Source organism: Spirosoma jeollabukense (genome assembly GCF_054777855.1).
Genome location: NZ_BAAHAD010000001.1, coordinates 1,301,957 through 1,316,551 on the forward strand (window position 1 = coordinate 1,301,957; position 14,595 = coordinate 1,316,551).

A 14,595-nucleotide genomic window follows, 5' to 3' on the forward strand; every position below is an offset into this window, starting at 1 on the left:
ATAGTCTGTGCTTATAGAATCATCAATTATAGGCAAAGATGATTCGATTTACGGCGGTGGCCTTTTCGGGGCTGTTTATTTTCCTGCTCACCCTGAGTACCAGTTGGAGCCAGGATGTCAACTGGAAGAAAGTCAGGGTACTAGTCTACACAAAAAATGGCAAAGGCTACGTCCACGACAACATCCCGAATGCGGTTCAGTGCATTCAGAAACTCGGCAGGCAGTACGGCTTCGCGGTCGATTCTTCGGCTCAGCCAACCGTATTTACGGAGAGCAATCTTAAACAATACACGCTGCTTATTTTCCCGAGCACGAACAACGACGTATTTGATACCGACGCCCAGCGGCTGGCCTTCCGGCGCTATGTTGAAGCGGGTGGTGGCTTTATGGGCATTCATTCCGTCATCGGTACCGAACGAAACTGGTCCTGGTTCAAACGCTTGATGGGTGGCAGTTTTGCCTGGCATCCCAAGTTCCAGACGTTCAGAATTGAGGTGCTCGACACGAAGCATCCGTCGATGAAGGGAATGCCGAAAGTTTGGCAGAAAGAAGATGAGTTCTATTTTATGAAAGAAATGTCGCCAGGCACAACCGTCGTTATGGCGAATGACCTCACCTCACTCAACTCCGATGAGCCCGAAAAAGTGAAGATGTTCGGCGGATCGTATACGCAGTTATACCCTTCGGCCTGGTATTACAATTTCGACGGCGGCTATACCTGGTGTACGACGTTGGGCCATGCCAAAACGGATTACCAAACAGATACTACGTTCATCAACCACATTTTTCAGGGTATCCGCTACGTTGCCGGACAGGTAAAAACGATCGATTTTAGCAAAGCTTATGCCGATTCGAGAGATACGCCAATCCGATAGTGTTTTGCAATTGAACACAGAGGCACAGAGAACACAGAGTTGTAATCGCTATTTTTTACCTCTGTGTTCTCTGTGCCTCTGTGTTTAAAATTTTAAATTTGATTCTGTCTTACGTCAGCTTTTGTGTTCAGTGGGTAGGCCGTATTTCTCTTTTATTCTATGACGCTTCTGGTCATCACGTTTCTTGGCATTCTAGCTCTTGTCGCCCTTATTTCGCTTGTTCGGCTGCACCCGTTTCTGTCATTTCTAGCCGTTTCGCTGGGTGTTGGTTTAGCCTTGGGAATAAAGCCGCTGGCCATTATGGATGCCATCCAGAAAGGCATCGGCAGTACGTTAGGTTCCATTACGGCCATCATTGCGTTGGGTGCGATGCTCGGCAAACTGGTGGCACAAAGTGGGGCCGCCCAACGTATTGCCCAGAAAATTATGGAGCTGGTGGGCACGCAGAATGCACGATGGGCCTTTCTGGTAACGGGCTTTGTTGTTGGCTTGCCGCTTTTCTATTCGGTAGGATTTCTCCTGCTGGTGCCGCTGGTCATCACGGTTTCCTATCGCTATAAATTGTCCGCACTGTACATCGGCCTACCCATGCTGGCGTCGTTATCGGTGACGCAGGGCTACCTCCCACCCCACCCGGCCCCCCTGGCGATTCTGAAACAGTTCAACGCCGACATGGGCCTGACGCTATTTTATGGCATCCTTGTCTCAATTCCGGCTATTCTCATTTCGGGGGCGTTGTTTGGCTCTACCGTAAAACGTTTCACTACGTTACCCAATTCCGCGTTTATTGCGCCCGATTTACAGGAAGACCAAATGCCTTCGGCAACGGTAAGTTTCCTGACGGTGTTGCTCCCCATTTTGTTGATTGGATTAAGTGCATTCTGTAGCTCCTGGCTGCCCACTGGTTCACTGAGCCAGCAAACGCTGCTCTTCCTGGGGGAACCCGTTGTCAGCATGTTTATCTCGGTCGTCGTGGCTACGTTCACGCTGGGCATTTGGCGAGGCAGAACCATGCCGGAAGTGACCAGTCTGTTTGGCGATGCCGTTAAAGAGGTAGCCCTGCTTTTCCTGATTTTTGGCGGGGCTGGCGCCTTAAAACAGGTGTTGACCGACGGAGGGGTGAATCAGGCTGTTGCCGACCTGATGCGCAACTCCACCTTACATCCCTACGTGCTGGCGTGGGGTATGGCGGCTCTTATTCGGGTAGCCGTAGGTTCCTCTACCGTATCAGGGATTACAACGGCGGGCTTCGTCGCGCCCATGCTGACGGCTACGGGTGTTGAACCCAATTTAATGGTACTGAGTATTGGTGCGGGAAGCATGATGTTTTCGCACGTCAACGACACGGGATTCTGGTTGTTCCGGGAGTACTTCCAGTTGTCGATGGCCGATACGATCAAGACCTGGTCAGTCATGGAAACGCTGGTTTCCGTAACCGGATTAGCGGGGGTTATGGCGCTGAGCTGGGTAATTAATTAGTTATTGTAATTAATTGCGTCTGTATTTTAGGCTCTAAAAGGTATTATCTAGCTCCATGAGGAGAATTTTTTGTCATTCCGACGCAGGAGGAATCTTCGGTAATAGTAGAGAAGAAGGACTCACTCGAAGATTCCTCCTGCATCGGAATGACAAAAAATCCGTCTATCAACTCGCTTTGGGCTCTGGCCCCCGAAAGGCGTCTTTTTTGGTGATAGTTTCCAGTTTTACTGGCTTTCCATCCTTCGCTGATTGATAGATCGCTTCCATAATTTTCTGATCCTGGAGCCCTTCTTCGCCGGGCGTAAACGGCATTTTATTGTCCAGGATGCATTCCGAAAAATGATCCATTTCGGTGGCAAAATGGTCTTTATCAGAAATGCTATGCTCAATGATCTGATTTACTTCGCCCTGCGCCTGACTCGTTTCCAGTTTCAGCCCCTTGTAAGGAAAAGCCGGGTCCATCTTGATCCAGCCCGTATCGGCCAGCACCCGGTAACTTTTGTCGTCGTGATGTCCGTAGCTGGTAGCGCAACTGGTCTGCACGCCACTCGGAAATTTCATGATCCAGTTCACCTGCTCTTCCACTTCTTTGAATCGCGGATCATCGGGCGTGCTGTGGATATAGCCCATCACCTCGGTTGGTTCTTCACCCAGTACGTATCGAATCGTGTTGAGGCAGTATAGCCCAACGTCGGGCAACGAACCACCACCCGCCAAGGCCTTATTGAATCGCCAATGTTTCGGGTTATCGGAGTTTTGGCCGTTATTCGCAATGATCGACTTTACCTTCCCAAATTTCGCCGTCTGGACCATATCGCGCACCATTCGGTTGTGCGGCTCATACTGAATCCGGTAGGCGATCATGAGTTTACGATCTGCTTTTTTGCAGGCATCGATCATCGTCTGGCATTCAGCCGCGGAGTTAGCCATCGGTTTTTCGCATAGAATATGCTTACCGGCCTGCGCTCCCCGAACGGTGTATTCGGCATGCATACCATTGGGCAATACGATGTAGATGGCCTGTACTTCCTTGTTATCTTTTAACTTATCGTAGTCGGCGTAGCTGTAACAACTCTCTTTTTTTACGCCATACTGCGCAGCTACTTTCTGCATCTTTTCGGGACTACCGCTTACCAGGGCCACAACTTTCGATTTTTTACAAGCCCCAAAAGCGGGCAAAATCTGATTAAGCGTCAGGTGACCAAGTCCAACAAGGGCATAGCCAACCCGCTGATCTTCTGGCATGGGGGTGGGCGTATCGCCTTCCTGTTGTTCGGTCTTGGCCTTGATCTGTTCCAGCTCGATTGGTTTTTGCTGTTCAGTTGGGACCGTAGCGGGTGGTGAGGTGGCGGGCAATTTGGGCGCAGCTCCACCGGACGTGCTGGCCGCTGGCGTGGACATAGTGGTTTCGGTTTTTTTCTCGCAGGCAATCAGCGTACTGCCAATAGCGCTTACGGCCAGACTGCGGCTTGTAAATTGTAGAAAATCCTGTCGCGATACCGGCTTTGTTGCCGGTTGATCGAGCAAAAGATTAACAAATTGATCAATCGATTTCATAACGTGTTGTTGAGTTTACGTCAGAAACAGATTGTAAAAACGCGTTGTTTAAAAGAATTAACCACCCTTGGCTGTTTACTACGTAGTAAAACTGTTGCCAGCCAATAAGCCAAATTAACTTCCCGAAGTTTTGAGCCGCTCGGGTGGTTCTGTTTCGGGAAGTTAAGACCGAACTCTTTACGCGTTTTTATCCAGCCAATCCAGGATATAGTCGGCGTCTTCTTTCCAGGTAGGCTGGCCCAGCACAAAGTGATTTCGTCCTTCAAACTCTTTGTAGTCCAGCACCGAACCATTGCTTTTGTAGGCCTCGAAATTACGATGGTTGAGGTGAGCCGGAATGATGTTGTCGATGCTGCCGGCCGTAAGCAATAAGGGCGCGTGTGGCTTTTCAAAATCCACATGGGCAGCACTGGTCAATCCACCCCTGGCCACCACTTTCGACTCTGGAATCGTGTTTTCATCGTAAGCTTTTTGTTGTTCGTCCAGTGGCATATCATTAACGAACGCATATTGCCAGTCTTCGAACGACATCAGGTACGTTTCATCAAGATCGGTAAACAAGCCCAGGGCTTTCCACCCCGCTTTCAGAAACGAGAACTCATAAGGAAATACGCCCTGTGGCGGAACGGAGTGAATGGCGACACCGGCAGTTGCCAGGTCATGACTCACGATGATCTGGGTTATCAGACCGCCCAGCGAATGCCCGATTACGATTGGTTTTTCGGGAAGCGCTTTCACAATATTCATATAATGATCGACCAGCTCATTCAGCGTTAATTTAGCCAAGTCGGTGTCATTCGGTTGCCGGGCGCGCAATTCGGCAGCCGTACCATCCTTAAAAGGCCAGGGTGGTGCCATTGTCTCGTATCCTTTGCTCTGGAAATAGGATTGCCATTCGTCCCAGCCAGTATTGACAACAAAGGCTCCGGTGACAAATACGACGGTTTTGGTTTTAATACCTTCCATGATTGTAATGTTTGATGGTTTGCAAAAAAGTGAAAGATGTCTCTATTCTCCTCATTATGAGCCGAATAGTACTGAGTAGTTTCGACTCATAATGAATTGAACAGGACAAAAACCAACCACTTAACCGATACTAATTGTAACCTATATCAAAATCGACAAAACGGATGATTTTTGTCCTACAAACCCAAGATAGGTTAAAGTGAGGAAGCTTCTGCCGGTAATGTCATTAACTTATTGTGAATGACAGGAGTAGGTGCCCAGTTACACTACGTAGCACTGGCCTAAAAAATGCAAAAACATAAATGACAAAATTGTCAGGGGGTTGCGCTTACTAATTTTAGTAAATCACGGTAGATGATATTATGTTGCCAGAATAACTGGGTGACCATAGCGATGTGTTTTTTCCCCGGCAATACGGTAAATGTGTGTTCCGTGCCAAGCTCCAGAAGGCGCTGGTTGAATTTCCGGGTGCTGCTGGCAATGCTCGGATAGGTACGTTCACCTACATACACCAACATAGGAGGACTATCGGCCCGCACATGATACATGGGCGACATGTCGCGCCAACCAGAAGGGTCTTTACCAAACGGCACCAGATACTGGTCGTCGCCCGGATACTCCATTTTTTTCAGATAATCGAACATATCCAGTCCACCCGGATCATCGAGAATAGCGCCTTTTATCGGATTTTTCGCCAGCCCAATCTTGGTAAACAGCTGATCGTCAGTAGCCAGTAGAGCGGCTAATCCACCCCCTGCCGAATGGCCCATGACAAAAATCCGGTCTGGATCTCCACCATAATCGGCAATGTGCTGTGTCGCCCAGCGAACCGCCTGGGCACAATCCTCAGCCATTGCGGGCACCTTTACGTTCGGAGAAAGCCGGTAGTTGATAATTACGGCGACAACGCCTTGTTTGGCCAGTCGGCGTCCGAGAAGGGCGTAGAGATTCTTATTCCCACTGTTCCAGTTACCGCCGTGAATAAACAACACGACGGGTTGACCTTTGAGGGCGCGTTTTCGGGGGGAGAACACATCCAGCAAGTGGCGATCGGTCGGGTCGGCGGGGGTTGTAGCGGGCGGTAAATAGGAAATATCTTTTGTCCGCCGACTACCGCTCGCAACAGCAAATTCGTTTAGGGAAAGCACCAAGACAACCACCAGCAATAAAGCCGCCGGAATTTGCCAGAGTAATCGAAAAGAAAGCATGTTAGAGGACCTCACCATCCGTATTTATAAACCACTACGTTCGCGAGCAGTTGGCTAGTATACAATACATACCACGAAAATAGGTTTCTGGATTGGTTCGCCAGGCTAACTACCCTTACTGACAAAGTTGGTTGTAGGAAGCTACCATCTCACCGAACTCACGCCAGTCACGGCGCGTGGCCGTCGGGTAGTTTTGAATGAACGTGGAACAATCGCCAAACAAACGATCATGAACAGACTCCATCTCTCCCTGCTTCGCCACAAACGATTCACCCCCGTTCTTCAACGCAATGTAGCTGAGATCCTGATGGTCTACACTTAACACGAAATTGCCGAAGGAATATTCGGTCGTTTTCTTCCAGCCTGATACATCGAAATAAAGGGCAATACGGCCGCCAGCGGGCGTCAGACGTTCCAGCAGCATCGGTTTGTCTTTGCGCCGTGGATTAGGGACCCGCTCAAATATGATCATCTCCCGATTGCGGGGTATACTACCGGTGGCGTACGCAAAGTCGGGCAATCGTTGGGCAATGACTGCAAGATCATCCCCTTTCAATTTCAGTTTGGCATTGTCGCCCGTCTTAATGATAATGCTGGCGGGGGAATCGTTCACCAGCGACCCGACCCGCACCTGCCCACGAATTGTATCGTTCTGCGTCGTTACGACGTAGCCATCTGTCCACATCGTGATGGCACCGACGGGCCTATATTGCGCGTTACTGGACAGGCTAATGAGAAAGGTACTAATGACAAAAAAAGCTTTCATAGGTTCAATGGTTGGTGTCAACAAAACTAATCGACACGTCACGGCGACAGAAGGACGATCTGACTGAACTGTAAAATGGGCGGTATGAGTTGGGGCCGAACAATTCAGTTGCCGCATCCGAACGACGTCAGGCGAAAGTAGATTCATTTGATGTAGCCACCACAAACCAATCCGCTATTTCCGCTACCTGTTCACCCAGACCTACCGACTGCCAACTCAGGCTGGATGTGCTCTTTCCCCTTTTCTACCTTTGACGAGGTTTACGATTCACTCCTATTCCTCTACCCAAACCAAACAACTCGTCATCTGTGAAGACCATAGCTTTTACCCTATTGCTGGGGTATCTATTAAGTACCGGCTCCGTTCTGGCCGATTGCCCACCCGTTATTATGAACGAAAAACTGCATGGCCTTTTGCCTCTCGTCAATCAGAAAGTAACGTACTCAGAGATCGTCGATTGCGGCAGCGTATCGCAGGCTGATCTGTTCCGGCGGTCCAGATTGTGGATCGCTCAATCTTTTCATTCGGCGAAAGACACTTTTGCGTTGAGCGATAAAGAAACCGGTGATTTAGTCAGTCGGTCTACGCAGGTAGTTACGATGCCTCGTTCGGAGAATTCGGCAGGGGGCGTCTATTCATTCCGGTATAGCCTTGTGGTTGAGTGTACCAATCGAAAATACCGGGTGACCATTAGCCAGATTGATCTGGACGAAGGCGGTGCTACCAGACCAACCCCCATCGAAACGTATTGCCAGAAGAATGATAAAGAGCTTCAGGTGATCTATTCAGAACTCGATAAACAACTCAGGAACGTACTGACTGCCTTTCAGGAGAATGTGAAAAACTACAAAGCGTTTTGATTGGGCAACGCCTTCATTCATGAATCGAACTGCTGCTTACCTCATAGGCCCTGAACTGATCTGGATACTCATGTTTGCCTTTGCCGGAGTCTTTGTTGCCGTAAATCAGCCCTTCAGCAGCTTAGGTCACTGGAACGTTATGTTTTCGAATCTGTTTCTGCCTGCTACTGGCGTTATGCTGGCCTTTGCCCCCTTTTTCTGGACGCCCGGCAATCCGTGGTGGTGCCTGGCCCGGATCATGCTGGCAAGCCTGTTTGGTGTGACTGGACTGGTATTTTTCCTGGGTAAAGCGGCCAGCTATCAGGATGTTCGTGACGTTGGCATTATCCTTGGTTCAGTGGCGTTCATTGCTCTGGGTTGGACAGTATTGGGCTTAATGGGTGGTATTGCCGGGTTGTTTCTGATCTCCCACTGGGCCTATCTGCCCGTGCTAAAATGGATACTGATTCTGTTCGTCCTGTTTATGCTTTTTTTAGCCATCTGGTGGCGGATAACCTAACCCATCTCACAACGTAAAACTCATCCGGCCAACAACCCTGGTTCCAATAGAAGCAATGAACCAGTACTGACCCGGTGTAGAGAGGGTAACCTGTTCCAGTACCTGCGACGTATTGACATACTGTTTCGAGAAAACAACCGTGCCATCGCTGGTCGTCAGTTGAAGGTCGATCGTCACCGGATCGGGAATGGACACTTTAATTGTAGCGACTCCCGTTACCGGATCAGGATACAACACAAGCTGGCCATCAAATCGCAAATCGTCGTTCGCTACGTTGACGATATACGTATCGGTCAGGCAGCCTACGTTATCAGTAACAGTATAGGTCGATGAAACCGCTGGTGACACGTTTATTGTCCGGTTTGTCTCGCCAGTACTCCACTGGTAAGTACCCGGCCACGAAGCCGTTAACGACACTGGATTGCCAGCATTATACGTAAGCGTCTGTTGCTTATTAACCCGTTTGAACATCGTAAACTTATCTTTTACGGTACCATCGGTGGCCAGCCACTGGGCATCCAGTCGATTGTCCACTACGTCAATCAGCATAGAACCGCCCACGGTATTGTTTGAATATACCATTGCCGGGTGTGGATACCCATTTCCATTGCCGCCTAACTGACCACCGCTGCCCGCCACTACGTAGACCACGCCCGACTGTTTATCGACAATAGGGCAGGAATTGGCAGAACCATCGTAGCGGGCAGAACTGGTCGATACAGCATGTTGATTGATAGTAAACGTATTAGCTAGACCATAATGCCCTTTTATCAGGTATGTCCGTTCATAGATGTGGCTGTGACCGCTCAGAACGAGATCGACGTTATAGCGCTCGAGAATAGGAACCAGTTTCTGGCGTAGTTGCGTCTGATCATCAAATACGTCGGAATCGCGCGAGCCTTTGCTATAAGGCGGGTGGTGAAAAAAAACGATCGTCCAGGGTTGATGATTGGCGGCTAAGTCAAGCTTGAGCCATTGAACCTGATGGCCCGTTGTATCGTAAAGTCGTCCGTCATCCTGACCTTCGGAATCCAGCGAAACGACGTGCACATTGGCATAATCAAATGAATAGTTGAGCTTCGAGCCCGACGCTACGCCCCCGGCTTCGGCCTGTTGCGGAACAGTAATCAGTTTAAAATAGTCGATGTTCAGGTTAGTAGGCACATCGGCATACTCATGATTACCGGGCGTTGACCAGGCGGGCAGGTGCTTTAAAATGTCGTTGTATATGGTGAACAACCGTTGCTGGTACTGTGAATCGTACCCCTGATCGTAGGCATTATCGCCGAGCCAGAGCCATATGTCGGCCGGATGACTCTGAGCCGCCTGCCGGTACTGGTCGAGCACCTGAAACTGGTTAACGGTACTACTACCAAAATCACCCAGTGCCCAGATGCGAACAGGCACCGTTGACCCGGCGATGGGCGACGTTCGGAAATATTGATCGCTGGAAACCATCAAATCACCGGCTGACGAGCCGATGGCATAAAAATACTGAGTGGCTGGTTGTAAGCCCGTCAACGTAATAATATGCTCGGTCGTTACTGCAGGATCAGTCGTTTGTTGAGCAAGCTCCGCCAGACTGGCCCCAAAGCGAACGCGACTATCCGTTGGCAGATCGGTTCGCCAGCGGATGGTAATACCGCTGGGTGTAACGGTCTGCAGGTAAGGCGAACGAGTAACTGACTGGGCAGTAGCCGTCATGAAACTGGCAACAAAACCAAGTAGAAGCATCCAACGGACTGGCGAAAGACGTAGCATCATATGGAAAAGAGAAGAAAGTAGGGCATAATTAACCAAAGAGGGTAAATTTCCGACTTGTCTCTAGTTGTTCGCAAGTATACCTAATTTGTTGATCGACAGCTTTCGGTTAAAAGTACTTACCGCCATGCTAAGCGAATGATTCAAATTTAGCGGGTTGGTGGTAATCCGTCTCACAAACTCAGCAGATGGATGAGAATTTGAGTTTGATTGGTGAGATGGCAATCGCTCCGCCAACCCGGTTGAGCGCGTAACCAATCTGGGTGGGTGACTCCTTAATCTAAAAACGTCGACTCAAAAAAACGGGCGTTTAATTGGACGACCTTTACTTAATAAGTGTCAACTATTATCCCTAGCATACGCGCAGCCTATCTGACTACAACATTTACTGATCTGACTACTTTTTGCCCAGGCCGAATCGGGACTTTTGCAGCAAACAAATCGAAGGGTATGCACAATCAAGTCTCGGATAAGATAGTTGCCATTACGGGTGCCGGAAGCGGCATTGGCAAGGCCATCGCTGTAGAACTGGCCAAATACGGAGCCAAAGTGGTGTTGGGCGCCCGCACCGAAGCGTCATTGATCGAAGTGGTCCAACAAATAAAAGAAGCGGGTGGAGAAGCGGTGTATGTGGTGACCGATGTAAAGAAAAAAGAAGATTTGCTTCAATTGGTTAAGACCGCTGTAGACAACTATGGCAGGCTGGATGTTATAGTTAACAATGCGGGGGTGGCGCACATAAGCCGTATGGATGAACTGAATGTTAATGATTGGGAAGACATGATTGACAGTAACTTGAAAGGCGTTTTGTATGGCATGGCAGCAGCCATCCCTGTTTTCAAACAGCAGCAGTCCGGTTATATCATCAATATCATCTCCACGTCGGGCCTGAAGATTGTTCCAACGCAGGGGGTGTATGCAGGAACCAAAAATGCCGTGCGAACCCTAACCGAAGCCTTCCGCCAGGAGTCGGACGGGACGATTCGCATCACCGGTATATCACCAGGTTATGTGAAAACGAACCTGGTCAATACGGTAAAAGATCAAGAAAAACGCCAACTGATGCTACAGGCGATGGAGCGGGTAGGATTGCCTCCGGCGGCCGTGGCCAATGCCGTTATCTATGCCATCAGTCAGCCAATGAATGTAGAAGTAGGCGATATTGTCATCCGGCCGGCGGCACAGGACTAAGTCTGAAAAAAATATCATTCTGTCACTCGTATGAACGAAAGTGGGAACACCTACCATTTTAGCAGTATCTCTCAATTAATGAAACAGGCGGGACATACTCCGCCATTGCATCCATTGATTGCGCTTGTCGATTACAGCAAGACTCCAGTTGAGGGCTTACCCAATAGCAAGAAAATTATACTCGATTTTTATAAAGTCTCGTTTAAAAAGAGCTTTACAGGAAGGGTGCGATACGGGCAACGCTATTACGATTTTGATGAAGGAGGACTCGCTTTCTTACGACCCAACCAGGTTGTGTTTACGCCTGATGATAAAAGTAATTACGAAGGCTATGCGTTGTATTTTCATCCCGATTTTATTCGAAACTACCCCTTAAGCCATGCCATTCACCGGTATGGTTTTTTCGCCTATGCCGTTGATGAAGCCTTATTCGTGTCAGCCCAGGAAAAAGATATCCTTACCCATTTGTTTGAGGCTATACAAAGCGAACTAGCCACCAATATAGACGCCTTCAGTCAGGATGTTTTGGTATCGCAGATCGAAGTGTTGCTCAACTACAGCCACCGCTTTTACAATCGCCAGTTTCTCACTCGTAAAGCCATGAGCCACGATATCATCTCGTCCTTAGACAACTTGTTGACTCAGTACTTTGAGGACCGCAAAGGCCAACAAACCGGTTTACCATCCGTGCAGTACATTAGCTTACAGCTCAACGTATCCCCCCGTTATCTGAGCGACATGCTCCGTTCGCTCACGGGACAGAACACACAGCAGTATATTCAACAGGCGGTTATTGAAAAGGCCAAAGATTTATTGAGTACTAGTTCCCTCTCCATTGCCGAAATCGCTTACCAGCTAGGCTTTGAGCATCCGCAGTCGTTTAGCAAACTCTTTAAAGCGAAAGCCAACCTTTCCCCGCTAGACTTCCGACGATCGTTCAATTAGCTCAAGAAGCGATTATCCGGCTTTAAACGCAGCAGTATATTGGGGAGTGGCCAACATTCGTACGAAATATTCCATAAAATACTCTCCCTGAAGCAACCCACTTATAATGTGCAAGTTAGATAGGTGGTAAAGAAAACGTTCGATTTCTTTACTTGCAATTGGCTCAGCAAACTATTCGTTTCGAAACCATTTTTAGGGTAATAAACCCAGTAAATGAATCAATGTAAGCTATCTATCATAGCTACTTGAGTTATTTTACTGCTTAGAGAGACCCGATGGAACATTTCGTACGAATGTTGCCCCCCGTAGTTGGGCTTGCATGCTGTAGTTTTAGCAAATCAGAAAAATTCAACTCTATGAATGCCTATTTAATCGTATCTATTTGCTTCTTAATCGTGGGTCTACTCGGGTTTGTAGGTAGTAAGACGCGACTACTTAATGACAAATTTTACATTCCATTTTGTCTAAGCAGTTTCATCTTCGCTGGATTATATGCTATTCAAGTTACTCGTCAATTTGTAATCCCATTGGTAGGCTTCAGTGATAAACTGAATAAGGTATTGTTTTATGATTACGGAAACGGGCTTTTGGGGCTACTTCCCTTAGCGCTTGCTCTCCTGTTTATTGGCAAGTATATACTCAGAATGGATTACAGTGACCAATGGAGTGGGACGACTACATATACGTTACTTTCGTTAAAATATGGACTTATTGCCGGACTAGTACTAGCCGCTATTCCATTACTGATCGTTGGTTCAACGGGACAAAAATTTAGCCCTAAAGTTGACGTTTACCGCTACGGAATTAATTGTGTTACCAACCTGTACGAAGAAATAATTTGTCGCGGGTTGTTGTTGGCTTGTTGCGTTAAATATTGGACTAGACTATGGGCCGTCGTATGGACGTCGGTGGTGTTCGGCCTAGCGCATGGGCTAACCGAAAAGAGTGTGGCGCTTGCGTTGGGGGCTGGGCTAATGGCTTGGGCCGTACTAAGGGCAAAAAGTTTGTGGGCCGGTTGGACTAGCCATCAACTGACGGATATGGTAGTCGATACGTTTTTACCCTAATTAGGTAAGGCTGACGACTTCCAACCGATTCGTAGGGTTGTATGATTAGGCTACGGATTGAGTTGCGGAGGCTGTTTCACCCGCTGATCCCAGGGAGTGAATGGCGTGTGAACTTCCGTAGATTTTCTCAGTTTTTGTCTCTCAGTATCGATCTCCGTAAATTCTCGGTAAGTGAGACGAAAGAGTATTCATGTATCTGCTTCTTAAAAGGCGTTTAGGTAGATTAATAGATTTGCTTTATTTTCCCATAGCAAATATAAACTTGGTGTAACATGCGGTTTGGAATGCTCGTCTTCCTGCTGTGTTTAGGGGTGCCTAGCCTGGCCCAATCTCAACGAAGCGTCAGGTTTAGAAACGGCAATCAGGTCCTAGCTGGCACACTCACGATGCCTCCAGGAACGGGCGTTCATCCGGCGGTACTGATTGTCTTGGGCAGTGGCTCTGGCAATCGAGATGGGGAGGTGGAGGGATTCAAGCCCTTCCAGGCAATGACGACCGAACTGGTCAAGAAGGGATTTACCGTTCTACGCTACGATAATCGGTCTAAAGGTCACTCACCAGGTAAGCCAATTGACGAGTTTACCACAACTGAATTGGCTTCAGATGCGCAAGCCGCGTTTAGATTCTTAAAGGCCCACAAAGAAGTAGATGCACGACGAATTGGGTTGATCGGGCACAGTGAAGGAGCGATCATTGCCGCTATTGCCGCGTCAAGAATTCCGGAAATCAGATGTCTGCTCGCTCTCAATGGGCCTGCCTTGCCTGGCTACGAAGATATTTTACTGACCGCTGAGCAGCGGCTACGAGAAGCGGGTACATCCGACGATACAATTGGTTTATATCTAACCAATATGCGGCTTTACTTAGGTCGCCCAGCTTCGACTCCGCTGGATAAAAGAAGGAGAGCTGTTCGGAACCTGGTTCGGTATGAGATGAATAGACTACCAGTTGACCAACGAGCGAAAATAACAAAGGCCGACATCGAATCGTCCGTAAATGGCCAGATGCACGAGGTACTATCTCGTTGGGAGCAGCACTACTTAAGCTTGAATCCTGCCGTTTATTATCAGCAATTGAGTTGCCCAATCGGTTTATTGTTTTCAGCTAGCGAAGTGGAAGGTCTGCTTTCGAAGCGACTGGCCGTATTCAGAAACCTGTTTAACGCTTCTAAGCAAGCAAATTCAATACGGCTTATTAAGAACGTCGATCATAACTTAATTACAACTGATCAGCATCCTAAAGCCGTCTCATCGACCTTTCTTAAAGCAGTCGTAGAGCAAGCGAGCAAATCGATTTAGCGTTTACTACATAATTATCTCAATAAAACGCTTGTCTAATTGGCCAGCCGTCATTGGTTAGTTCCATAAAATGTCGCCTGATACGTGTGTTTGATAGCTCTCCTAACAGAGGCTCTAAAAATG

Annotated in this window: 13 protein-coding genes; 8 read left to right on the plus strand and 5 right to left on the minus strand. The window is 48.3% G+C overall.

Annotated features, from left to right (window positions below):
* Positions 1-38: 38 nt before the first annotated feature.
* Both ACYVEA_RS05285 and ACYVEA_RS05290 read left to right on the plus strand, forming a co-directional pair.
* On the plus strand, positions 39-875 hold the full coding sequence (locus tag ACYVEA_RS05285) for a ThuA domain-containing protein (protein ID WP_461112290.1): 837 nt from the start codon (positions 39-41) through the stop codon (positions 873-875).
* A 159-nt stretch (positions 876-1,034) separates the two neighbouring features.
* Positions 1,035-2,354: a gluconate:H+ symporter gene (locus ACYVEA_RS05290; protein WP_461112291.1), complete on the plus strand. Its 1,320-nt coding sequence runs from the start codon at positions 1,035-1,037 to the stop codon at positions 2,352-2,354.
* A 165-nt stretch (positions 2,355-2,519) separates the two neighbouring features.
* Here the strand turns inward: ACYVEA_RS05290 and ACYVEA_RS05295 are convergent, their stop codons facing one another.
* The 4 genes from ACYVEA_RS05295 to ACYVEA_RS05310 all read right to left on the minus strand — a co-directional run bounded on the left by ACYVEA_RS05295 (position 2,520) and on the right by ACYVEA_RS05310 (position 6,851).
* Positions 2,520-3,911: a Gfo/Idh/MocA family protein gene (locus ACYVEA_RS05295; protein ID WP_461112292.1), complete on the minus strand. Its 1,392-nt coding sequence runs from the start codon at positions 3,909-3,911 to the stop codon at positions 2,520-2,522.
* Between the two features lie 177 nt (positions 3,912-4,088).
* A complete protein-coding gene (locus ACYVEA_RS05300; RefSeq protein WP_461112293.1) occupies positions 4,089-4,877 on the minus strand; it encodes an alpha/beta hydrolase in 789 nt (262 codons plus the stop codon).
* A gap of 314 nt (positions 4,878-5,191) precedes the next feature.
* Positions 5,192-6,085 carry an alpha/beta hydrolase gene (locus tag ACYVEA_RS05305; RefSeq protein WP_461112294.1) on the minus strand — a complete coding sequence of 298 codons (894 nt, stop codon included), beginning with the start codon at positions 6,083-6,085 and terminating at the stop codon, positions 5,192-5,194.
* Positions 6,086-6,200: 115 nt separating this feature from the next.
* The gene (locus ACYVEA_RS05310) at positions 6,201-6,851 is read right to left on the minus strand and encodes a hypothetical protein (RefSeq protein WP_461112295.1); all 651 of its coding nucleotides are present in this window, start codon (positions 6,849-6,851) and stop codon (positions 6,201-6,203) included.
* A gap of 308 nt (positions 6,852-7,159) precedes the next feature.
* Between ACYVEA_RS05310 and ACYVEA_RS05315 the strand changes: the two genes are divergently transcribed.
* Positions 7,160-7,711: a DUF4468 domain-containing protein gene (locus ACYVEA_RS05315; protein ID WP_461112296.1), complete on the plus strand. Its 552-nt coding sequence runs from the start codon at positions 7,160-7,162 to the stop codon at positions 7,709-7,711.
* Positions 7,712-7,730: 19 nt separating this feature from the next.
* Entirely contained in the window at positions 7,731-8,210 is a 480-nt protein-coding gene (locus ACYVEA_RS05320; protein WP_461112297.1) for a hypothetical protein, read from the plus strand.
* 6 nt (positions 8,211-8,216) lie between these two features.
* Here ACYVEA_RS05320 and ACYVEA_RS05325 read toward each other — a convergent pair whose 3' ends face one another.
* Positions 8,217-9,974, minus strand: coding sequence for a metallophosphoesterase family protein (locus ACYVEA_RS05325; protein WP_461112298.1), 1,758 nt, complete (start codon positions 9,972-9,974; stop codon positions 8,217-8,219).
* A 447-nt stretch (positions 9,975-10,421) separates the two neighbouring features.
* Here ACYVEA_RS05325 and ACYVEA_RS05330 point away from each other — a divergent pair, with 447 nt between their 5' ends.
* From ACYVEA_RS05330 to ACYVEA_RS05345, 4 genes are all read left to right on the plus strand, one after another.
* Positions 10,422-11,162 (plus strand): SDR family oxidoreductase, encoded by a 741-nt coding sequence (locus tag ACYVEA_RS05330; RefSeq protein ID WP_461112299.1) that lies wholly within the window; start codon positions 10,422-10,424, stop codon positions 11,160-11,162.
* A gap of 30 nt (positions 11,163-11,192) precedes the next feature.
* Positions 11,193-12,107, plus strand: coding sequence for a helix-turn-helix domain-containing protein (locus tag ACYVEA_RS05335; RefSeq protein ID WP_461112300.1), 915 nt, complete (start codon positions 11,193-11,195; stop codon positions 12,105-12,107).
* Between the two features lie 356 nt (positions 12,108-12,463).
* Complete coding sequence (locus tag ACYVEA_RS05340) at positions 12,464-13,174, plus strand: lysostaphin resistance A-like protein (protein WP_461112302.1); 711 nt, start codon at positions 12,464-12,466, stop codon at positions 13,172-13,174.
* Between the two features lie 386 nt (positions 13,175-13,560).
* Entirely contained in the window at positions 13,561-14,472 is a 912-nt protein-coding gene (locus ACYVEA_RS05345; protein WP_461112304.1) for an alpha/beta hydrolase family protein, read from the plus strand.
* Positions 14,473-14,595: the final 123 nt, after the last annotated feature.